13 protein-coding genes and 1 pseudogene are annotated in these 24,717 nt (G+C 39.0%); 2 read left to right on the forward strand and 12 right to left on the reverse strand.

From position 1 onward, the window contains the following. Positions 1–99: 99 nt before the first annotated feature. The 6 genes and pseudogenes from H7T98_RS06125 to H7T98_RS06150 form a co-directional block, all read right to left on the reverse strand. Positions 100–1,269, reverse strand: a pseudogene (locus H7T98_RS06125) (FtsW/RodA/SpoVE family cell cycle protein); the annotation flags it as partial. A 140-nt stretch (positions 1,270–1,409) separates the two neighbouring features. Next, the gene (locus tag H7T98_RS06130; RefSeq protein ID WP_195917788.1) at positions 1,410–6,209 is read right to left on the reverse strand and encodes a glycoside hydrolase family 70 protein; all 4,800 of its coding nucleotides are present in this window, start codon (positions 6,207–6,209) and stop codon (positions 1,410–1,412) included. A 235-nt stretch (positions 6,210–6,444) separates the two neighbouring features. Then, positions 6,445–11,001, reverse strand: coding sequence for a glycoside hydrolase family 70 protein (locus H7T98_RS06135; RefSeq protein ID WP_195917789.1), 4,557 nt, complete (start codon positions 10,999–11,001; stop codon positions 6,445–6,447). Between the two features lie 426 nt (positions 11,002–11,427). After that, positions 11,428–15,909, reverse strand: a complete 4,482-nt coding sequence (locus H7T98_RS06140; protein WP_195519923.1) for a glycoside hydrolase family 70 protein — start codon at positions 15,907–15,909, stop codon at positions 11,428–11,430. A gap of 261 nt (positions 15,910–16,170) precedes the next feature. After that, positions 16,171–17,193: a glycosyltransferase gene (locus tag H7T98_RS06145; RefSeq protein WP_049545178.1), complete on the reverse strand. Its 1,023-nt coding sequence runs from the start codon at positions 17,191–17,193 to the stop codon at positions 16,171–16,173. Between the two features lie 33 nt (positions 17,194–17,226). Further along, complete coding sequence (locus H7T98_RS06150; RefSeq protein WP_195917790.1) at positions 17,227–18,501, reverse strand: carbohydrate-binding domain-containing protein; 1,275 nt, start codon at positions 18,499–18,501, stop codon at positions 17,227–17,229. A gap of 321 nt (positions 18,502–18,822) precedes the next feature. Here H7T98_RS06150 and H7T98_RS06155 point away from each other — a divergent pair, with 321 nt between their 5' ends. Together H7T98_RS06155 and H7T98_RS06160 are read left to right on the forward strand one after the other, a co-directional pair. After that, positions 18,823–19,602, forward strand: coding sequence for a polyphosphate polymerase domain-containing protein (locus H7T98_RS06155; protein WP_195917791.1), 780 nt, complete (start codon positions 18,823–18,825; stop codon positions 19,600–19,602). Further along, positions 19,595–20,278, forward strand: a complete 684-nt coding sequence (locus H7T98_RS06160; protein ID WP_195917792.1) for a DUF4956 domain-containing protein — start codon at positions 19,595–19,597, stop codon at positions 20,276–20,278. Before H7T98_RS06155 ends, H7T98_RS06160 begins: the two co-directional genes overlap by 8 nt. A 134-nt stretch (positions 20,279–20,412) precedes the next feature. Here the strand turns inward: H7T98_RS06160 and H7T98_RS06165 are convergent, their stop codons facing one another. The 6 genes from H7T98_RS06165 to hisF form a co-directional block, all read right to left on the reverse strand. Then, complete coding sequence (locus tag H7T98_RS06165) at positions 20,413–21,207, reverse strand: hypothetical protein (protein ID WP_195917793.1); 795 nt, start codon at positions 21,205–21,207, stop codon at positions 20,413–20,415. 244 nt (positions 21,208–21,451) lie between these two features. After that, a complete protein-coding gene (locus H7T98_RS06170; protein ID WP_155124170.1) occupies positions 21,452–22,204 on the reverse strand; it encodes a hypothetical protein in 753 nt (250 codons plus the stop codon). A gap of 44 nt (positions 22,205–22,248) precedes the next feature. Then, positions 22,249–23,079, reverse strand: coding sequence for a hypothetical protein (locus H7T98_RS06175; protein WP_195917794.1), 831 nt, complete (start codon positions 23,077–23,079; stop codon positions 22,249–22,251). A 220-nt stretch (positions 23,080–23,299) separates the two neighbouring features. Next, on the reverse strand, positions 23,300–23,614 hold the full coding sequence (hisE, locus tag H7T98_RS06180; RefSeq protein ID WP_002884043.1) for a phosphoribosyl-ATP diphosphatase: 315 nt from the start codon (positions 23,612–23,614) through the stop codon (positions 23,300–23,302). Between the two features lie 8 nt (positions 23,615–23,622). Further along, positions 23,623–23,961 (reverse strand): phosphoribosyl-AMP cyclohydrolase, encoded by a 339-nt coding sequence (gene hisI / locus H7T98_RS06185; RefSeq protein WP_004182677.1) that lies wholly within the window; start codon positions 23,959–23,961, stop codon positions 23,623–23,625. After that, positions 23,958–24,716, reverse strand: a complete 759-nt coding sequence (gene hisF, locus H7T98_RS06190; RefSeq protein WP_064524677.1) for an imidazole glycerol phosphate synthase subunit HisF — start codon at positions 24,714–24,716, stop codon at positions 23,958–23,960. Before hisF ends, hisI begins: the two co-directional genes overlap by 4 nt. Position 24,717 lies beyond the last annotated feature (1 nt).

The raw sequence follows: 24,717 nt of genomic DNA on the forward strand, positions 1-24,717 counted from the left end.
CGAAGGCTTGTTTTTCTTAGACTTACTCTTAGAAATAGGTTTCACTTGACTAGTTCCAGACGTACGCATACGACGAGACATAGCCAGGAGAATTTTATTTTCCTCGTTGAGGTTAGTCTGATAAGCCATTGAAAGCACCAAACCAACACCAATCAAGTTAGAGATGAGCGATGATCCCCCTTGTGAAATAAAGGGCAAAGGAATACCTGTCAAAGGAAGAATTCCCACTGCTGCCCCAATATTTTCAAAAATATGGAAGACAATCATCATGATAAAACCTGTCGAAATAAAGGTATAGAAACGATTGTTAGACTTAAACGTCACTCGCAACATGCGGTAAATGAGGAAGAGATAGGTTAAAAGAACCAATCCACCACCTACCAAACCAAAATCTTCCGCAATGACTGTGAAAATCATGTCACTCTCACGAACCGGTACGTTCAACTCCAGATGATTAAAGCCTTTACCATAGATTCCTCCAGTACCAATCGAAATCATCCCTTGTGTCTGTTGAAAGGCGATACCATCTGCATAAGTGAAGGGATCCAACCAAGCTGAGATACGGTTAATCTGGTAGGTTTGAACCCCCATCTTGAGCATGGCTTCCTTACCCCAATCTGTAGTAAATACCATTACAAACAAGGCTAATCCTGTTGCAAAAGCTAGAACTACCGGTAAGATAATACGCCAGGATATCCCCGAAACCACTACGATACCGGCTAAAATAGCCAGAAAGACTAAGGCGGTCCCCATATCTCCTTGAAGAACTAATAACCCCAAGACAGGAAGCGTAACAGCTACATATTGGAAAAGTAGCAACCAGTCATCCTTAAGGTCAGTCACTTCCTTTCCTTGCTTAGCCCAAACACCTATTCTCGATAGAAAAAGGATGTAGGATATCTTCATAAATTCAGATGGTTGAAAAAGGGTGACTGATCCAATGCTTACCCAGTTTTTTGCTCCCGTCGAAGCTACCAAAGCAGGGGAATAGAAAACGAGAGGTAGAACCATAAGCCCCAGACCGAAAATATAGAGCCAGGGGGTTACCTTCCAAAGAAACTCTGTATTAAATAACATGACAACAAAAGCAAGTACTGAACCTAGAAAAATCCATAGTACTTGCTGAGACATGACTTGCACAAGATTCTTTGGGTAATCAAAATTTGTCGCGATAAATATCGAAACCAGGCCAACCAGTAGCAATATGAGAACTGGCAGGAGAATCGAGTAATCTATCCGACTTTCAATAGTATTTTTTGACTTAGCCATGTGTACTCCAAAATAAAGATTTAGCAAGAGTTATTATACCACTTTTTTGGCCAGACAAATGACCTGAATGTATAAAAGTTAGACAATTTTTTACGAAAAAAGCCACCACAAAAGTGATTGACTTCTTTCATTCATTAATCTTAATTTGACACGTAGCCTTTTCCTTGAGCATTGAAGTATACCCATTGCCCTGAAGGAATTTTAACCCAACGATTAATAGCCTTTTCCCCTGTATGAACATCATAGTAAGAGATTGAGCCATCAGGATTCGCAGCTGTTGCACCTTTCACTTGCTTACCAGTTTGGTCAAAGTAAAGGTTTTGGCCGTTGATCGTCTGTTCGCCAACAACAAGTTCACCTTTGGCATCAGCATAATACCAGTTGTTGTCTCCAGTAGTGAAGAAGGTTGATACTAACTTATTACCAGTAGCTCCATGGTAGTATGAACGGCTGCCATTCGCATTTGTTGCAAAGTCACCTTTAACCTGTTTACCATCAGTAGCAAAGAAGAGTTTTTGACCGTTAATCACTTGAGCTCCTGTAACGACATTTCCCTTATCATCAGCATAATACCATCTATCATGACCGGTAGTGAAGAAGGTTGATACCAATTTATCACCAGTATTCCAATGGTAGAATGAACGACTACCGTCAGTGTTCATTACGAAGCCACCCTTAACTTGACGACCATTTGCATCAAAGTAGAGATGTTGACCATTGATAATCTGAGCACCTGTGACATTACGTCCATGTGAATCTGCATAGAACCAGTTGTTGTCCCCTGTAGTATAGAAGCCTGGTGTATGTGCCTTAGTCACAACACCCTTAGCATCGATATTAAAGGTTTGACCATTAACTACTAGTGATGTATCCACAAGTTTCACACCTGTAATGGCATCGTAGTATGAAGTCGTTCCATCAGGATTGTTCACGAACTCACCTTTAACTTGTTTACCTGACTCATCAAAGTAGAGCTCGTCACCATTGATGGTTTGCGCACCACGAAGAACATCACCTTCGTTATTTGCATAGTATGTAGCATCACCAACTTGGAAGAAGCGGTTCTTAACTTGAACACCTTTTTCATTGAAGTAAAGGTTTTGTTTGCCTACCTTAGTAAATCCAGTGGCAACATAGCCCTTATCATTAGCGTAGTACCAGTTACCATCTTGTTCAAAGAAGCCTGAGTACTTACGTTCACCTGAATCGCCACAGAAGAACATCAAATGTCCATCTTTTGTAGGAATGAAGATGCCTTTAGCTTGGTAACCATTGTCATAGAAGTATTTTTCCTTACCTTCTACTTCAGTCAAACCAGTAGCCATGATGCCACCTTTGAAGAAGTATTGGTAGAATTTCTCTTCCTTACCACTATCATCTTTAACAGTAACTTCTTTCCAACCAGTTTGAGTCGTCAATTTACCTGACTTACCATAAACCAATGATTGACCTTTGGCATTTTTAATAACACCATCAGTAAACATAACACCATTTGGCAAGAAGAAATAGTTTGAACCGTCGATAGCTTGTTCACCAGTTACAAGGTAACCCTTATCGTTAAAGTAGTACTGTTTGCCATTATATGTCACAAATTGACTCTTAGCTTGAGTACCAGATGTTGTATAATAAGTTACCCCTGTACCATCATAAGCAAATCCAGTTTTAGCTTTTGTATCACCAGTCAAGGCAGCTGGAAGGAAGGTATCTTTATCGTTAACGGTGAAGTACAATTTACCATCGCTGAGAACGTAGTCTGAACCACGTTTTTGGATGTTTGTACCGTTAAAGTACTTAGCTTCCCATTGTTTAATCTTCACAGATGGATCAATTGTCTTACCTGACGCTTCCATAACTTCTTTGAAGATTTCTGGATAAAGTTTTTGAAGTTTGTCGAGGAAGGCCCCACCATACTGTGCTTGGAAATCATTTCCTGATGACTTGGTATTTGTCACATAGAGCTTATTAACCAAGCTAGTATCATCAAGCACCTTACCATGCGTATCTGTACGAGTAGCTGTCACTACTTCTTTACCTGGGAGAGTATACAATTGGTCTGGAACCCAGTCAGCAATGACTTGAATACCTTGTTTGTGAAGAGCCTTGAGGGCATCACGAAGATCTTCTTTTGAACCATATTTATTGTTTTTGCTCATGGCAAAGTCGTAACGGTCTGTGAAGGCATAACCATTTTCAATAATAGAATCAAGGAAAGTGCCATCCTTAGATGAGACATATTGAGGTGCAATCTCAAATGACGTAATACCCCATGACTTGAAGAGGTCTGCGTTAGCTGCAATCAATTTGTTAGTATATTGACTATCCTCTTTGACAAAGTCTTGGAAGTTTGAGAAACCTTCGTAAATCACTTGTGCTTCAAGTGCTGCAGAAGAGCTATAAACCTTATCCCCTTCTTTGTAGGCTTTTGTTGATGGTTTGGCAAGAACGTTTTGATCGTCAGTCGCACCTACTGGTACCCAAACTGAAAGGTAACCACTCATATCAACAGTCTTAAAGCCTTTGATTTCATCAGCTGTGAAGACAAGATTTCCTTGTGCATCTGTGTATTTAACAATCTTAGTATCTGAATCATTCAATGAGGACACGATACCTTTATCCGTACCAAGCAAGAGTGGACGGTAGGCTTGGTTCTTGTGGGCTGCACCCATATTTACAGTAATTGTTTCACCATCTGCTAATTTCAAATCTGGGTTATTAGCAATGAGGGTCAACATACCAGAATTACGACCGTATTTTCCACCTTCTGTATCAGTCTTAGACATCAAATCTTGACCATAACGGACAGAAACCAAAACTTCTTTATTGTCTTTAGCAGACGATACGCCATCTCCAGCAAGATTGTGGATATAAGATGTTTGTCCACCAGCTACATATTTAGGACGCGCTTTAAGAAGAGTTGTGATTTGATCAAAGTATGGTGATTTCTTAGCCATGTACTGACCATTATCAGTATACAAGTCTCCATAATAAACACGTGTTGCTGCACCCATTGTTTGAAGCATCAAAGCATAAGCTCCAGGAATATTTGAATGCGTATATTCCTTATCCACTTTCAACATATCAGCATTATAAATGTCAAAAGCTTGTTTCAATTGATCTAATGTAAAAGTAAATCCATCTGTTGTAGGATCAATTTTTTTGCTGATAATGTCTGCGATAACCGTTTGAACTTCTGAGTCGTGTGCACGAACAAAGAGATAGGTTGCAAAACCAAGTTGATCATATGAGGTAACTTCCGCACGGTTTGAAAGACCGAAATAACCACCGTTAATAAGGTCCTTCATTGATGCATTACGAGCACCTGTACCTTTATTAGTTACTGGACGAGTCAATCCATGAACAATAGACAAACGGAGACCATTATCCATAGAAAGGGCAGCTGTATTATGTTCGTCCACATAATATGGGTCGTTTTGAGACCAAGCTTCAAGAATTGAGATATTAGCAAGGGCACGTGCTTCAGACTCATTGACCTTGTAAGCAGCCTTCATGTATGAAGACACTAATTGAAGCATATCGATGCTGACATTGTCCACAGCATCAACACGGATACCATCAAAGTGAGCATCTTTGTCCTTGTCACCAAAGACGATTTGTCCCCAGTTCATGAAGTAATACAATTGGTTAAGCATTTCAGCTTGCACAATTGGGTTTGAGTTGTCGATATCGCTTGATAGCAAGAACTCATAACCAGCATCACTACCACTCTTGATCTTATCGTTTGCCAAACGACTTGTTGCCGTTTGGTCAAGTTTACGGTAGTCTGAGTTAGCCCACTTCGTTAAATCACTATTAACAAAGAGGAGAGCCCCTTTTTGGAAGTGTTCTTTACCTGGAGATTCAGAGTTAATGTCCCATTTATCTTGGTCTTTAACAAAGGCCTCGATTGACTGACGCAACCAGTCTGTTGACTTATTAGCAGCAATCTTAACCTCAATCTTACGTTGAATGATTTGAGCAGCGGCATTCAAGCTAGCTTGAGAATTTTCAATCGTAAAGACATCTTTTGTTTCTTCACCATTGCTAAGAGCCTTAGTCATGTAGTTCAAGTAAGCTACTTGAGTATCCTTATCAGGCCACCAAGACATCAAAAGTGGGCGAAAATCTTTTTCAGTTGACGCTTTCCAAGTTGTTCCTGCTTCAAGGATTTCTTTTGGACGGTACCAACTATCAGCTGTCAAATAACCATCAACAAGTTCAAAGCTTGCTTTTGTTGAATCGTAAGCAGCATTGTTTTTAGTAAAATCAGTGACAAGATTTGTTGTTTCTTGTGTGAATGAATAAGTTGATGTGCTTGAAAGGACACCATTCTCATCAAAATAAAGGACCTGACCATTTACAGTAATGGCAAAGTTTTTCTTATGTGATCCATCTTCTAAAAGATAGTAATATTTACCATCTTTTTCTTTTTTAATATTATCGAGTGAGACTGCAGCTTTAATTTCAGCTTCAGAAAGCTCTTTAGACTTCTCAGTCGTTGGAGCGGCTACTCCAGCATTTGCAGCTACTTCAGATGTTGTAGCTGTTTCTGGTTTAGCGGCTACTTCTGGCTTAGCAGTCGTTTCAGGTTTGGCTTCAACCTCTACTGCTACAGCTCTATCACTAGTTGCTCCTGAATTTGGTTGAACTGTCGTTTCAGCTGGTTTATCAGCAGTAACTGCTGCTCGGTCTGTTGTTGTGGCATTTGAAGTATTTGCCACCTCTGTTGTTGTGCCTACCTCTTTTTCAACCACAGGATTTGTATTTTCCCCGACTGTAGTTGTTGAAGGTGATCCATTAGTATTATTTATTTCTTCTGCCGAAACAAGTGAAGACGTGGTAACACTAGCACCAACAATGGTAGCCAAGGCTACTGAAGCAACCGCTAAAGTAACCCATTGCTTCTTCACTTTGTGCAGTTTATAGCGTACTTTATTTTCCATATTCAATTTTTCCCCAATATATTTTTTGTCTTAAAATCTACACCTTAAAGACTTACTTATTATATCATTTTTCACTATCAAAAAAACTTAATACAACTTATTTTAATGACTTTTTTACCATCTTAATATTAAATTAAAAATCCGTCATGTAAGCGACTTGAAAGGGTATTTTTCAAAAAGAACCTTTTCCTAGAAAATATAAAAAAGAGAACCGAAGTTCTCCTTTTTAAATCAATTAGTTTAGCACTCTAGGTGGGTAAGCAAGACCATTCTTATCAAAGTAAACGTAAACTCCTGGTTGAATTTCTACCCATGTGCTAACAGCTCTCTTACCACTATCACCATAGTAATAGCTGATTCGACCATTGCCAGCACTTACTGTTTGCCCTTTTACTTGTTTACCATCTTTAGCAAAGTAATAAGTATCGTCACCAATTTTAACTTCACCAGTCACTGACTTACCATTAGCACCGATATAGTACCAATTGTTGTCTCCTGTTGTGAAGAACTCATTAGTCAAGCGTTCACCTGTTGCAGCATCATACTTGCTATAAGTACCATCTGCATTCTTAACAATACCACCCTTAACTTGGCTTCCGTCTGCATTAAAGTAGAGGTGTTGTCCATTGATAACTTGAGCACCTGTAACAGTCTTACCATTAGCGCCTGCATAGTACCAAACATTGCCATCAGTTGTGAAGAATTCGTTAGTCACTAGCTCTCCAGAACCTTCTTTGTACTTACTATAAGTACCATCTGCATTCTTAACAACGCCACCTTTAACTTGACTTCCATCTTCATTAAAGTAAAGTTTTTGACCATTGATAACTTGAGCACCTGTAGCGGCAACACCATTTTCATCGAAGTGGTACCATTTACCATCGATGTTCCTCCAAGTGTTCTTGATAGCATTACCAGTATGAGCTTCGAAGTAATAAGTCTTACCTTTATAGGTTGCTAACTTATCTTTAGTTTGGAAACCATCTTCACCAAAGTATTGTGTGGAACCATCGATAACAGTAAGACCTTTAGCCATGACACCTTCATTAGTGAAGTAACGGAATTTCACAACCTTAGATTCATTACCATCTTTATCAGTTTCAGTTACATCAAATTTAGTGTAACCACCCTTGTACATTTGACCTTTATAGTTATAAAGGTAAGTATTACCGTTAGCATCAACATAGAAGGCATTGCTCAACATGATACCATTTGGCAAGAAACGATAAACATCTTTACCATTTGGTGAGTATTCACCATTTGTAACCATGTGACCACGTGCATCAAAGTAATAGGTATTTCCATTGAAAGTAACAAAGGCAGATTTAGCTTGATTACCACTTGTACCGAAGTAAGTGATTCCCTTACCATCATTTGAGAACCCAGTAACAGCCTTTTCATTTCCTGTCAATTGAAGAGGAATGAAGTTACCTTCTTTAGTGACAGTGAAATATTTACCAGTTGCTTCATCGCTAAGTACATAGCCAACACCGCGGTCAAGAACGTTTGTTCCGTTGAAGTATTTAGCCTTCCATTGTTTCAATTTAACAGAATCATCAATTGGTTTACCAGTTGAGATCATGTTTTCCGTGAACATTTTAGGGTACTTAGCTTTAAGTTCAGCTAAGAATTCGCCACCATATTGAGCTTGGTAATCCCTACCTGATGACTTAGAGTTAGCTACATAAAGTGAGTGATCAATGATAGCATCTGCAATCTTACGTCCTGCACCGTCAGTACGAGTCGCTGTTACGACTTCTTTACCTGGCAATTGGTAAATTTGGTCTGGAACCCAGTCAGCGATTGCTTGGATACCCGCTTTGTGAAGGGCTTTAAGAGCATCACGAAGATCTTCTTTAGAACCATATTTATTGTTCTTACTCATGGCAAGATCATAACGATCTGCAAAGGCATAACCATTTTGGATAACTGAGTCAAGGAAGGTACCGTCATCGGCAGATACAAATTGTGGTGCCATTTCAAATGATGTTACGCCCCATGATTTGAACAAATCAACATTTTCAGCAATCTTACGGTTAGTATAGACTGAAGGATCTGAACCATCCGGGATAGTTTGGAAGTTTGAGAATCCTTCGTAGATCAATTGTGAATCATAAGCCTCAGTCGCTTTAAGGGTCAATTCGCCTTCTTTTTTAGCTTCTGTTGAAGGTGCTACACGGATATCTTGATCATCTGAAGCTCCGACTGGAACCCAAACTGCTACGAAACCTGACATATCAAATGTTTCATAACCCTTGATGTCATTAGCGCCGAAAGTCAAGACACCATTGCTGTCTGTTTCTTTCACGTAACCTGCTGCGATTGCCTCTGCATCAGATGTAAAGTTCTTGATACCATCAGCTGTACCAACAATCAAAGCACGGTATTTCTGGTTGGCATGGATTTTACCCATTTCAACATTAAGTTTAGCTGACTGATCCAAAGTCAATTTTGGATTATTCACTACAAGAGTTACCTGACCAGAGGTACGGCTGTATTTAGAACCTTCTGTATCGTCAGCTGTCATGATGTCTTTACCATAACGTACTGAAGTGTAGACTTCACTTGTGCGGTAAAGTTCAACATCTGAATTGTCCATCTTACCATCAGTTGGCAACCAGTAAGAACGTTGCGCTTGTCCACCAGATACATACTTGATACGGTTCTTCATCAAGTTAACGATGGTGTCGTGATATGGTGATTTAGTTTCCATATAGTGACCGTCATCTGTATAAAGGTCTCCATAGTAGACACGAGTGATCGTTTCCATGTTCTGCAACATTACAGCATAAGCTGCAGGGATGTTATTCAAGGTATATTTCTTATTGCTGCTGAGCATGTCTTTGTTGTAAATTTCAAATGCTTGCTTCATTTCAGAATCAGAGATAGTGAAACCATCTGATTTTTTATTGATTTCTTTCTTAATGATTTCAGCAATAATATCTTGAACGTTGTTATCATGGGCACGGATAAAGACGTAGTTTCCTGACGCGTCTCCGTATTTCTCATTGTATTTACCAATTGTAGACTGTTTAGCTGTACCGTCTTCGTTGTAGGCAGTGCTTCCATCTTTGTTAATCCAGTCAGTCTTAAAATCGCGTTGAGTCGTATTGAAAGTATTGTTATACAAAGGACTTACAGCTGGTGTACGATCCTTAATTGGTTTAGCCAATGAGAAAAGGAGGGCCAAACGTTGTTTATTTTCCATGGCAAGCGCAGCACCATCAGTCTTGTCATTGTAATGGTTGTCGTTAAGACTCCACGCTTCAAGAACTGAGATATGAGCAAGAGCTTGCGCCTCAGATTTATTTACACCATAGTACTCACGGAAATAGTTTGTGTAGAGTTGAAGCATGTCAGCATTGACATTATCTACCGCATCGACACGGATACCATCGAAGTTAGCATCCTTGTCACCCATAACAATTGAACCCCAGTTCATAAGGTAGTGAATTTGGTTCAATTGTTCCGCTTGAACAACTGGGTTAGATAAGTCTACGTCATTAGCAAGCAAGAAGTCGAAGCCACCCATGTGGTTTGGGTCAGACTGCTCATCAAGAACTGACTTATTAATCGTACCAGTCTGGTTAGTAGCCGTACGGTTCAAAAGACGATAGTTAGAATTTGCCCATGGTGTACGTGAGTCATTCACATAAAGAAGGGCTCCACCTTGAAGGTGATCCTCTCCTCCACCTTTTGAATAGTTTTCAGTTTCTTTGTTCCACTGTGGTTGTGTCTTAACAAAGGCAGAGATAGTTTCACGCAACCATTGTGTTGATTTTTCAGCCTGAATCTTTTGTTCAATCTTAACTTGGATATCCTTAGCAGCACGATTTAAGTCTGCTTGCTTATCTGTGCTTGTGTACTTAGCCTCCAAGTTGAAGACTTTAGACATGTAGTTCAAGTAATTAACTTGCGTATCTACATTTGGCCACCAAGCCATCAAAAGTGGACGGAAATCTTCTGCAGTTGATGCTTGCCAAGTCACACCATCTTTGATGATAGAAACTGGACGGTACCAGCTATCAGCAGTCAAATAACCATTAATCAATTCAAAACTTGCTTCAGATGAATCGTAGGCACGGTTATTGATTGAGAAACCATCAACAATATTTGTTGTTCCAGGTGTGAAAGAGTGTGTTGATGAACTTGTAAGGGCGCCATCTTTGCCGAAGTAAAGCAATTGACCATTTACAGTAATGGCAAAGTTTTCTTTGTGTGAACCATCTTCATTAACATAGTAATATTTACCATCAGTGTATTTGATGTTTTTCAAGGAAAGCGCAGCTTCTACTTCTGAATCTTTCAAAGCAGCTTCTGGCGCTTTAACTTCTGTGTTTACAACTTCAGCCTTCACTGTTGCTGGTTGTTCTTCTGCTTTTTCAGTTGTAACAGCTGGTGCATCTGTTGTTCCAACTGCTTCTTTATTTGGAACAGCTGCCACCGCTACATCAGAAGTTGTTGCTGTTGTAGCTGCTTCAGCTGTTGCTTGTGTGTTCGTTGTAGTTGCTGTTTCGACGGCATTTGTTTCTTTAGCAGGCGTTAAAACATCTGCTTCTTTTGTATTTGTACGTTTATCGACTTCTTTGGTTGCTTCTGTAGAAGTAACTAAATCGGCTGTTGTATCTAAATTTGGTTGAGTTACTATCTTATCTTGAGTTTCATCCGCTGAAACTGAAGATGTTGTTGCAGACAATCCTCCTACGACAGTAGCAAGTGCTGCAGAGGCAACTGCAATTGTGACCCATTGCTTCTTAACTTTATGAAGCTTATAGTGTACCTTATTTTCCATTATAATTTTCCCCGTGATTTTATTTGTCAAAATCAGACTGAAATCTATCCGATTTCAAACAATTACATTATATCATTATTTTCTAACTATTTCTCGAATTAATTGTTTTTTTATAAATTATATGTAACATAACAGCAACATTAGAAAAGTTTTGTAACACACCTATTTCATAGGCTTTCAATTCTCATTTTCATATCATTTGATAAGTAAAACTATTTTCTATAAAAACCACTAAAACCCTTGATACAATGGCTTTTACAACGATTCTGACTCAAAATTGATATTTGTCAGATTTTTTTCTTTAAGGAGCAAAAAAAGGCAAAATTTCTTTAAACGATTCTCGTTTTCAAGAAATTTCACCTATAAATTCATGTCAAATCATATCGTTTTTCACTTAATCTCTCAGATTAAGATTAGATTGATTGATTATTTATCAAAATCAGCATAACCATTTTCATCGAAGAAGACAGTCTTACCGTCTTGGAAAGTGATCCATGTGTTTGTCACACGTTCTCCAAGAACTGATTCGTAGTATTCCACTCCTTTTGGTGTGCTGATTGGGCTACCTTTAACTTGACGTCCCAAATGATCAAAGTAATACTCTTTACCATCGATATTTTGGCGTCCTGTTACAGCCTTACCATCTTTGAAGTAGTACCAAACATTGTTACCAGTTGTCAAGAAACGGTTATTGAGACGCTCCCCTGAATCTTTATCATAGTAAGAAAGTGAACCATCAGCATTCTTAACAAAGTCACCTTTAACTTGGCTACCATCTTCTTTGAAGTAATAGTTTTTACCGCCAATGCTATAGGCACCTGTCACGATTTCACCATTATCTTTGGCATAGTACCATGTCTTACCACCATCAAGAGTGAAGAAATCAGATTTGACTTGGCTTCCATCAGCATTGAAGTAATAGTTAAGGTGGTCAATTGTTTGACGACCTGTGGCGAGGTTACCATCCTTATCAGCATGGTACCATTTGCCGTTTACTTCGAAGAACTTGTCTTTAACCTTGTAACCATTATCTACAGTGTAGTAGCTAATCTTGCCATTTTCAGTAACAAATTCACCTTTAACTTGGGCACCATTTGCACGGAAGTAGTATTCGTGACCATCCAAAGTAAGAGCACCTGTCACATTTTTACCAGCTGCATCACGGTAGAACCATGTTGAGCCATCTGTTGTGTAGAATTCACCCTTCTTAGCTTGTGCATAGCCTTGATCATTGAATTCATACCAGATACCATCGATTTCAGCCCAACGATTTGTGTAGGCATTACCTGAATTTTTATCGAAGAAGTAGAGTTTTCCGTCTGGAGTAACATACTTAGTACCTTTAGCTTGGAAGCCATTTTCATCAAAGTATTGCAATCCTCCACCAGCATGAGTCAAGCCAACAGCCATTTCTCCAGTTGGTGAGAAATAACGGAATTTAGCTTCTGTTTCTGAAGTACCTTCTTTCGGTACATCGAATACAAAGTAACCATCTTTGTACTGCTCACCAAAGCTACCAAAGTAATAATATTTACCATCCTGTTGATAAATAGAATCACGAAGCTGGATACCGTTTGGCAAGAAGAAATAAGTCTTACCATCGATATCTTGACGACCAGTTAACATATAACCTTCTTTATCGAAGTAATAGTAATTTCCAGCATATTTAATGAAGGCATTCTTAGCTTGGAAACCACTATTATCAAAGTAGGCCATACCCTTACCATCATAGTAGAAACCTGTCTTACCACCTTGATCTGTCAAAGGTTTTGGCAAGAAGATGCCATTATCAGTAACTTGATAGTAGCGACCAGTAGCATCGTTACTGAGAACATAACGACTACCACGACCAAGGATATTAGTACCATTCATGTACTTAGCAGACCATTGCTTGATTTTAACAGATGGATCAATCTTCTTACCAGTTGATATCATCACATCTTCAAACAACTGTGGATATTTCTTTTGGAGCTCATCAAGGAACTCACCACCATATTGAGCTTGGAAGTCCTTACCTGATGATTTAGAATTTGCAACATATAAAGTGTTATTGATATAAGCATTGGCCTTTGGAGTACCATAACTATTAGCACGTGTTGCTGTTACAACTTCTTGTCCTGGTAATTGGTAAAGTTGATCTGGTACCCAGTCAGCAATTGCTTGAATACCTTGCTTGTGAAGGGCTTTAAGTGCATCACGAAGATCTTCTTTAGAACCGTATTTGTTATTCTTGCTCATGGCAAGGTCATATCGGTCAGTAAAGGCATAACCATTTTGGATAACAGAATCAAGGAAGGTACGGTCATCAGCCGATACAAATTGAGGAGCCATCTCGAATGATGTGATTCCCCATGACTTGAAGAGTTCTGCATTTTCTGCAATCAATTTATTAGTATATTGGCTATCTTTTTCAACAAAATCTTGGAAGTTTGAGAAACCTTCATAGATAACTTGTGAGTCCAATGCTTCAGTAGCAGAAAATGTCTTGTCAAGTTTCTTATCTGAACCTTTAACACGGATATCTTGGTTATCAGGTGCACCTACTGGTACCCAAACACCAAGATAACCTCTCATGTCAACAGTTCGATACCCCTTGATTTCATCTCCACTGAAAGTCAAGTTCCCTTCAGCATCAGTGTATTTAATTTTTCCAGCTGCTGCTGCATCATTTTCGTAAGTGACAATTCCCTTATCAGTACCAAGAAGTAATGGACGGTAGGCTTGGTTAGCATGAAGTTTACCCATGTTAACTTTCAAAGTACCATCACCCAGTGAGAAATCCTGATTATTGGCAATAAGGGTCAACATACCAGAATGTTTACTTGTTTCTGCTACACCCGTAGTTTGGTCAGCAGTCATAATATCTTTACCGTAACGAACAGATGACAAGATTTCTTTTCCATTGAACGTGTCGACTTTCATCGATTGTCCACCTGAAACATATTTCATACGGTTCTTCAAGAGCGTTGTGATAGCATCGTAGTAAGGAGACTTGGTAGCCATATATTGGCCGTTATCCGTATAAAGATCTCCATAATAAACACGAGTTACCTGCTCCATATTTTGAAGAATCAAAGCATAGGCAGCTGGAATATTGTTAATAGTATAACGTTTTTCTGCCTTCTTCATATCTTCATTATAGATTTCAAAGGCACGTTTCAATTCAGCATCAGTCATGGTATAACCATCTGATTTTGGATTGATCTCTTTTTGAACAATATCACGAATGATATCTTGAACAAGGTTATCATGAGCACGCGCAAAGATATAGTTAGCTTGTGTATCTCCATACTTACTATTATTTGTACGGTCTGTCAAACTGCTAGTAATCAAATCTTTCAATGAAGAGCCCGATCCATAAAGTGCACCCATAATTGCATAACGAAGGTTATTATCCATGGCAAGGGCTGCACCATCATGTTTTTGATTATAAGCATTATCATTTAAATCCCAAGCTTCAAGGATAGAAATGTGAGCGAGTGCATTAGCTTCAGATTTATCCACACCAAAGGCTGCTCGGAAGTAGTTTGTATAAACTTGGAGAAGGTCTGCATCAACATTATCAACTGCATCAACACGGATACCATCAAAGTTAGCATCCTTATCACCCATAACAATTGATCCCCAGTTCACAAGATAGTGAATTTGGTTCAACTGCTCAGCTTGCACAACTGGATTTGAGTTATCAACGTCATTGGCAAGTAGGAATTCATAACCACCCAAGTATCTTCCTGTACCATTTAGAGAACCATCTTGGTTACTTGGTGTACGGTTAAGCAAACGGTAATCAGAATTTGCCCAAGGGGTCTTGTCATTATTGACATAAAGAAGAGCTCCCCCTTGAAGGTGGTCAGCAAGGGTATAGTTTTCAGTTGTAGTATTCCACTGGTCTTGTTCTTTTACAAAAGACTCAATTGCTTGACGAAGCCATTCTGTTGATTGTTTAGCAGAGATTTCTTGCTCAATCTTAATTTGAATAGTCTTAGCAGCTGCATTCAATTCTGATTGACTTTGGCTGGTTGAATAAGTTGCGTTAAGGTTAAAATGTTTAGAGAAAGTATTGAGGTAGGCCACTTGTGTATCTACATCAGGCCACCATGCCATCAAAAGTGGACGGAAGTCTTTCTCAGTTGATACACGCCATTTTTCACCATTTTCCAAAATAGTGACTGGACGGTACCAGCTATTAGGTGTCAAATAACCATCTACCAACTCAAAGCTTTCTTTCTTAGAATCGTAAGCACGGTTATGTGAAGAGAAAGCATCAACTAGATTAGTTGTACCTGGTGTGAACGAGTGTGTTGATGTGCTTGTCAAAGCACCATCTTTACCAAAGTAAAGCAACTGGCCATTAACTGAAACAGCAAAGTTTGTTTTGTATGAACCATCTTCTTTGACATAATAGTATTTACCATCAACTTGTTTGATGTTGTCCAAAGAGAGTGCTGCTGTTTCTTCTTTTTCAGTAACGCCAGATTTTGGTTTTTCAGCTACTGTAAGCGTTGTATCTGTCGCAGTCGCAGTTGTAGCTGGTGCTTCTGTTGTTGCATCATTTACTACTGTTGCACGATCAGTTGTTGCTGGTGCCACCGTATTAGCACTTGTATCTGCTGCAGTGGTTGCTGCCGCAGGAGTTTCGACTGTTGTAGTATCAGCTGCCTTGTCATTTGTTACTGCTGTAACATCTGTCGTAGCAGTTGCTGCTGGAGTCGCTACTTCATGCGTTTCGACCACAACATCGCTTTCAGCTGTCGTAGTAGCAACTGGTTCTGTTGTTTCATCGGCTGAAACCTTTTGATTAGCTACTGTAGCACCACCTACAATAGAGGCAAGTGCTGCCGAAGTGACGGCAATCGTCACCCACTGCTTCTTAACTTTGTGAAGCTTATAATGTACCTTTTTTCCCATTTTAGGTCCTCTTTTCATTTTCCTAGTTTGAATGAAATCTACATAATTCAAACAATTTCATTATAGCATATTTTTTTCAGCCATTTCGAGTCTTTATCAAGTCATTTCAATTTTTAATCATAATGTAAATTGAAAAACATTTCGATAATCATTAAAAACTACCGAATGTCGAAAACGGTAGTTCTTTCTATATTTTTAGAAGTAATCGAGAGGTAAATAAGCTATCTCTATTCAATCAGTTAGCGATTTTCAAGTCAGCTATTAAGCAAAAACGACGTTATGTTGGACCCTGTAGCTGACTAAAAAGAGCAAGGTTTCTGTAACCAATTTTGCCAGAACCAGGCCTAAACCAATGGCAACTAGACTACTAAGTAAGAAATAGTTACAAGCCAAGAGGACTAGGACCAACATAAAGTAACGAACACTCGATCTAAAGAGAGAGCTTGTCGGATTGAAGACCACATTGGCGTTCAGCAAACACTGGCTGGAAGCCGAAATGACACGGGCTAGCACGACCGAAAGAAGCAGATTTTTCGTCAAGGCAAAGAGCACAAATAAGGCTGTTGCATCAATGACTGAGGCCAGGACGGCCGTGCCAGAGAACTTTAAAAAAGGGCTGTAAATACGGATGGAATCACGAATGGGGCGAAAGTGCGAACTTTTATTTTCCTCCAGATAAACGGTCTCGATAGGGACTTCAGAGATTTGGTGGCCTGACTTTTTGGCTTTAAGCAACATATTAAACTCGTACTCAAAACGATTGCCATCCAGATTAAGAAGCCATGGAATCAGATCGGTGGACATGCCTCGAAGACCCGTCTGAGTATCTGTTACCTTTTGGCCGGTTACTAGACGGAAAAGTCCAGCAGTTACCTTATTTCCAAAGCGGCTACGTGCTGGCACCTTACCAACAAAGGCACGCGCACCCAAGACAAGATGACTTGGATTTTCCTCGATTGCCTTGGCCACACGGACAATATCTTTAATCAGATGTTGACCGTCACTGTCAACTGTGACAATAGGTTGAGCCGAAAGGTGCTGACTGACTACTTCTTCTTGAATGTGAGCAAAGGCAGTTTTGAGAGCAGCTCCTTTTCCTTTATTGATAGGATGGGTAAGGACAGTCGCTCCAATAAAAGCCGTTTCGTCGTAATAGTCGTTATAGCCTGGGCCACTCCCATCATTAACAACAATAATACGGGCTTTAGGGAGTTTTATGGTAATATCTTGAACCACCTGAATCAGGCGTTTGTCTGGTTCATAAGCTGGAATAATAATATACATAGGCACTTCCTTTCTGTTTCATCCTATGACTCTTTAGTGACCTCCTCCAAAGCCACCTGGTTGTCCACCACCTTGGGGACCACCGCCACCTTGAGGGCCTCCGCCACCAGGCATTGAGTTCTCAATCTTAGTTTGTTTCTCACCATTGATAGTAATGTCACCACCGGTATAGGTCGCTGAACCATCAAAGTCAAAGCCAGACTGACCAGTCAAATTGATTGTTCCACCCGATACAATAATATCGCCGTTAGAATCGATTGGGTCGGTATCGCCCTCGCCAACCTCAACATTTAGGGTTCCACCGGTCATCTTGAAGAAAATCTCACTTTGACTGGCATTAGCATTGGCCGCATTGACACCATCATCCGTTGCATAGACATCGATGTTTCCACCATTGATGGTCACAGATTTACCTTCGATACCTTCAGTTGATTTTTCAACCTTGTAAGTACCACTATCAATAATCAGGTCACCAGAGGCATGAATACCGTCATCACCGGCCTTAATGGTCATGGTATTGTCAGACAGATACATGGTACCTGCTGAGGTGTCGTCATCATTGTTGACCTTAACAGCATCTTCTTCAGCCTCAATGGTCATAGTTGTTCCTGTGATGTTGAGTTCATCGTTGACATTGAAGGCATCACCGACTGAGGAAATCTTATAGGTACCGCCAGTCATATGAAGGCTGTCATTGGCTTTAATACCGTTGTTTTTCTTGGCATCAATGTTTAGAGTACCTGAACCGTTTATGGTCAAATCTCCTTTAGAGAAAATCACAGCATCCGCATCTTCATCACTATTAGAACTTGAATCAGATAGGCTACTTGTAGTGCCATCTTTAAGTGTCAGATAGACATGACCAGCACTTGTGGCATTAATGGCTGCATTTGTATTTGTCATGGTAACGCCATCTAGAACAATATGGACATCGTCTGAATCTCCAGCGTCTACCTTGATTTGCACACCGTCGGATTTTCCTGAAATGACGTAGGTCCCAGCTTTGGAGATGGTTACAGTTGAACCTGATAGGGCTGCACCATCACCTGAAACATCCGCAGATGAGCCTGATAACTTAATCTTAGTAGCTGAGCTTTCATTATAAGAGGTATCAGAATCTTTAGAAGTAAAATAGTTGCTGTTGTTCTTATTTGTTTTCTTGCTGGTCGTTGCTGTTACAGCACTTGTTTTGGAACTTGTAGTTGTCCCAGTTGCTTGACTGCTTGATTGGCTACAAGCTGTCATGACTGTTAGGGCAGTCGCACAGGTCAATAAAGTCGTCCATTTTTTTAGTTTTTTTGATTTCATATTTTTTCCTCTCGGGTTCGTTTGGATGATTACAGTTTACGGGACTTACCTAAAACATTTCTAAAGGTTAACTAAAATTTATCTTAAGTTAAGTTTGGTGAAAGTTTAGCTTAGGACTTCTTTCAGAAAAGTCCCATAGACTAATAGACGAGCAAGTAAGTGCTATATAGAAATAGTACATTTTCGCTCAACTTTTCTACTATAAAAAAGAATTAAAACAATAAGTCGACTGTTTGAAAACAGATGGTCCTGCAACAAATTCCCTATTTTCCTGGGAGTTGCTTTACGGCTTTGTATCTTATCTATAAAAGGAGTTTTTTCATGGTTAAACAATTGGAAACACGTTTTAAACGTATTGAAACGAAATATGTGGTCTCAAAGAACAATCTTGAAGACCTGCTCACTGATCTTAAGGAGTATTTGGTAGAGGATGATTATCCGACATCTACCATTTCAAATATTTACTTTGATACGGATAATTTTGACGTCATCCAAGATGCCTTAGATGGTAATCACCGTCAAGAGAAAATCCGCATGCGTACCTACCTAGCCAATCCCAAAATTGATAGTAAGGTCTTTTTAGAGGTAAAAGCCAAAGATGATGAAGGAATCGGTCATAAGTTTCGTCTTGTTTCAACTCCACTTGCCATCACTAACTTGATGACAGATGGTAAGAATCATGGTCAAATCACTGACCGTCAGCTCTTACAGGATATTCACCACTTACGTCAACGCTACGATGAGGGGCTTAAACCTCGTATGTATATCTACTACGACCGTTTTTCGATGAAAGAAAAAGAGACTATCGAAGGCTATGCCTACAATAAAGTACGTGTTACCCTTGACCAAAATTTGACTTACCGTGATGAAGACGTCAGTCTCTTTAAGGGAAATCATGGTTTTCCCCTTCTTGATGAAGATACGATAATCATGGAAATCAAGGCACCTGGCAAAAAGCCTGACTGGCTTCAAGCTATCTTAGACAAACATGGTTTGGAAGAGCAGAAATTCTCAAAATACAGCTGTGCCTATCATAAGTCTCAAGGTCTAGACTACAGACCACGTCCAGCACAAGAAAAAGGAGCTGCCGCCTATGTCTAATCTCTTCAATTCTATCTTTAATGATGCGACCGCAACCGCTAGTCCCCTTCAACTCATGCTGGCCTTACTGGTCAGTCTTGTTTTAGGATTGGCCCTAACCTGGACTTACAAATACCGAACCCTCTACACCAGAGAATTTGTTATTAGTTTGACCCTGCTTCCATGTTTGATGACCCTAGTTATCTTCCTTGTTAATGGTAGTTTGGGGACCTCTATCGCCGTGGCAGGGACCTTTAGCCTCATTCGCTTTCGTTCAGCGACTAGTGGTTCTAGAGAGCTAATCGCCGTCTTTATGGCCATGATTATTGGTCTGGCATCTGGGACAGGCTATCTCTTACTAGCCGTCCTCTTTACCGTCTTCCTTTTAGCTGTTTGGCTTCTTTTGGAAAATCGTCAAAGTCGTACCGACAACCAACGTCGTAGACTTCTAACCATTAACGTCCCCTACCAAGACTTGATTGATCAAAAAATCACTAAAGCCCTGCTCAATTTCACCAGTGAATGCGACCTGATTTCCCTTAATACCACAGGTGGAGGCGAGACCATGCAACTGGTCTACGAAGTGGACTTGAATCCCCAAGTGGACGACTTCCAATTGACGAATCATCTTATCTCAAGCATTGAAAATTGTGACCTTGCCCTAACCAAAAAAGCTAAAAAGAAAAAGAATTTGTAAGACAAAAAGACATCTCCGACTTATTTCGGAGATGTTTTTGTATGTTTTGAGGTTAACATTTTCACTTAGCTATAGCCTATACTTCTATGCCGCCAGTATGGAGTGCGAGATTATCGCAGGAATTAAAGTATCATCTAATCATCTTCATCTTGGACAACCTTACCATCTTGTATGTTAAAGGTATAGCTAATATATCCGGAATTGTCATAGTTAGCGGAATTTTCTTTATCAGTTGTGAAATAATAAAATTCGTACTCTCCATCTGGCAGCTTTCTAGCATCCAGTTTAGTTGCTGCCTTTTTTAAATCTTTCTTACTGGTATTTTCTGTATCACTTACTCTTATTGACATAGTAACAATATGTTCATCAATCATTGTTTGATAAGGAATTTGATAATACCCATAAAAATCATGCTTGCCATTTTTACGGTTTTCTTCGGCTAAATGTTTTCGACGATTACCAGCCTCTTGATCTATCAGTGTATTATCTTTGAAAGAGAAATCTTCGATATCAAAGCCTAAAGATTGCTTTTTTAGCTCTTTAAAGAGTTTTTGCTCTTCTTTTTTTACAGATTTTTGTTGTAAATAGGTTTGCGAGTAAAGGCCAGGAGTCTCATATTCTTCACGAACAACTGTCCAGTCCAGTTGAAATGTAATTTTATCATCTAATGATATGGTTTGATTATCGTAGGTGTCCTCTGAATAGGTATAATCGACATAAATACCATCTGAATCTAGAAACACCTTTTTGATAAGCTTAACTTGGACCTTTCCCTTAAAACCATTATGAGCCAAGATCTTTTGCGTTTTTTCCCTAGCCTTGAAGTAAGAATTTGGCAGTACAACTTTACAACCAACTAAAAGAATAGAACAGAGGAGGAGAATGGCTAAGCCAGAAAGCTTTAAAATATTAGGAGTATTTTTCTTCATAGAACATCCTTCCTTTCCTCAATGATTTGTATAAATAAGCACACCAAATCCTTCAAATAAAACGAGCTTTCTTTACTCCTATTATAGCATTTTAAAGCGCTTTCCTATTCTTTTTAGAAGAACAAAAGATTAGGATTTCTCTAGCAAAAAAAACAAACGCCAAAAATGAAGTTTGTCTTTGTTCTGAAGGACAACTGGCTTTTGCTTGTTGTCCTTTTCTTTATAAACCACTTAGGGATTTATATTAATGAGAATTTCGGTATTTCTTATATCCCCACAAACTGACTCCACCAATTAAAATTACAATGACAATATAAGTTATATTTTTCCATATAAAACCACGAATATTTAGAAATAGGTTGTATAATGCGTTATTTAGAGTATTAGAATCTATTATTTCAAGTTCCCTAGTTTCATACTTTTCTAAACTGCGATTGTATTCTTCTGGTTTCACCTTATTATTTATATATTTTTCTAGTCTTTCATTATTTTCTTTTTCCCACTTTTTATACTCATCTGATTCAGTATCTCCTGTAGGTGGTTCAGTAAATTGTAAAAATGCATCTGTATTATTTTTAAGTTTTGTAGCGTTACTCTTTACTTTACCTAAATAACTATTTGAACTATCACCATAGATATTTAGAATAGATAAATTTTGTTCGTAGTCCTGTTTCAATCCTATTTCAGTTAATTTATCACTAAAACTTTTTGGCCACTCTGGATAGTGAGCAATATAATCATATTTTGCTTTAGAGTAGTATACCTTTCTCCCTGCCTCAACAAACTTTTTTAACTTCTCTGTGTCATCATTCTGTTTCTTTTGATAAAAAGAATCTGTAAATTGATATAGAGTTGTTATTGAGACGAGAAAAGCGATTACTATTCCTATATATTTACCTATATTGATTACTTTTTTGAACCAGGTACCTTTACTAGTCGTATTATTTGTTACTCTTTTTAAGCGGATAACTATTTTAGACGTATTATTTGTTGACATAGCTTTCTCCTTTTTAAATTTCAAGATTAACTATATAAGCCTTTTTAGTCAAGGTCCATACCTTCAGAAGACTCCAAGTATTTCTTTAATTTATCAATTTTTATAAATTCAAATCGGTAAGTACAAAACATCAAAGTAGTAAAGGCAAAAGCAGGAATAAAATAAATAGCAGTAAAATATTTCCACCCGTCTGGATATGGATGAGCTATAGCCAATAATAAAATTAGGAAACATACGGCTGCTAATACGTTATAGGTAGAACATAGAACCAACAAGAAATATTCTGAAAGCTTTCTTTTTTTGCTATTTAACATATCACTGATGAAATAGAAAGACAATCCATAAAGAAAAGTTGTGATGATAAAAAAAGATAAACACGAGGCGAGTTTAGATGAGGGTTCTTTAGAGTCTGTTAAAACTATGATAGTAGTGAGTGTTATTAGGCAAGTATAAAGCTTTTCTGATAACATTTTGAGACCGTTATCAAGCAATATATCTACATTTTTGGTATAATTAACACCTTTTTGAACAGCTTTATATGCTGTTAAACCATAGATATGTTTTAACTTTCTTGGTACTACTATGATAGTCTCGTCATGTTCCATTAAGTATTGAGTGTTTAAATTAAAGAGTTCATATAAAGCTTTTACGATAACAGCGAACAAAATAAAAGAAATTAGTAACTTAGGAGATAACCAGCTAAATAATTGAGATAACCAGCTAGATATAGTTGAATGAATACATTCTCCGAATAGTTGTGTAATTATCTCTATTAGCAGGAGTACCGCAGGCCCCCAGAGTGATATGAGACTAACCTTTAAATTCCATTTCTTTAACCTGCTTTCTATGTTCTTAATTCTTTCTGTACTTTCCATAATTAACCTCCATAATAAAAGTAAATCTATTATTAATTAGCTATCTTAACATGGAATAGTGCTACAAACAACCTGATTCTCATATATGAACAAATCTTTTTATTGCTTCATCTTTAATTTCATTCGTTGGCGAAACCCTAAGAGTTTTCATGTTTGTTTTTACACTATTTGCCATTTTAATCTTCTTTTTCATCTTAGTTCAAATCGGTTGAGATAATCCTTAATAATCCGTTACTTCTTTTCGGTCATGGACATTGCTTTGTTTGCCTTGACGTGCTTTAAGTACGGCTTCAACGTCTTCAGGGCTGACCCCTGTTTCAACGAGCATGACTGCTAGGTGATAGAGGACGTCTGCTGTCTCGTTGGCAATTTCTTCTTTATCAGCATTTTTGGCCCCAATTACAACTTCTGTCGCTTCTTCGCCAACCTTTTTAAGAATCTTGTCTAGTCCCTTGTCAAAAAGGTAATTGGTATAAGACCCTTCTTTGGGATTTTTTTTACGATCTAAGGCTTCCTTATAAAGTGTTTCTAACATAGCTACTCCTATCTGTCTTGATTGTCATCATATATATCCGTAAAGAAACAGCTGTAGGCTCCTGTATGACAGGCTGCTCCTTCTTGTTCCACGGCGATAAGCAGGGTGTCCTGATCGCAATCTGTCTTGATGCTTTTGACATGTTGGAAATGACCAGATGTGGCTCCCTTATGCCAAAGCTCATTTCTAGAACGGCTCCAGTAATGCATTTGTTTGGTCTCAAGGGTCAACTGATAGGACAGCTCATTCATATAGGCCAACATGAGCACCTGCCCCGTCTTGTAATCTGTCACAATGACTGGTACCAATCCGCCTTGTTTGTCAAAATCAAGTTTAACCTCTGTCATTGTCTCACCTCAATTCCTGCATTTGCCAAGACTTGTTTGGTTTCGCCTATATTCACCTCACCAAAGTGGAAGATAGAGGCTGCCAGAGCACCCGTTGCTGTTGTCTTTTCAAAGACCTCTACAATGTCCTCAATATTTCCTGCACCACCAGAGGCAATGATCGGAACATCGACGACTTCCGCTACACGATTGAGCATTTCCAAATCAAAACCAGACTTAGTGCCGTCCTTGTCCATGCTGGTTAAGAGAATTTCTCCAGCCCCCAAGGCGACGACTTCTTGAGCCCATTGGATGAGGTCTCTACCTGTATCCTTACGGCCTCCCGCCACAAAGACATGCCAGCTCCCATCAGCCATCTTTTTGGCATCAATCGCAGCCACTACACACTGATTCCCAAATTTTTGAGCACAATCAGCGATTAGTTGTGGATTGGCAAGGGCTGAGGAATTGACGGCAACCTTGTCAGCGCCGGCTTTGAGCATCTTGTTCATGTCTTCAACTGAACGGATACCACCACCAACTGTGAAGGGGATATAGACCTGATCGGCAACACGACGCACCATGTCAACCGTTGTTTCACGATTGTCTGAAGTCGCTGTGATATCCAAGAAAACAAGTTCATCACAACCAGCTTCATAATAGGCACGCGCAGAATCAACAGGGTCTCCAACGTCTGTCAAATTCACAAAATTAACTCCCTTGACAACACGACCATCCTTGACATCCAAACAAGGAATAATACGTTTTTTAAGCATC

The sequence above is a fragment of the Streptococcus sp. 23.2 genome (assembly GCF_016648665.1).
GTDB classification, from domain to species: Bacteria; Bacillota; Bacilli; order Lactobacillales; family Streptococcaceae; genus Streptococcus; species Streptococcus salivarius_E.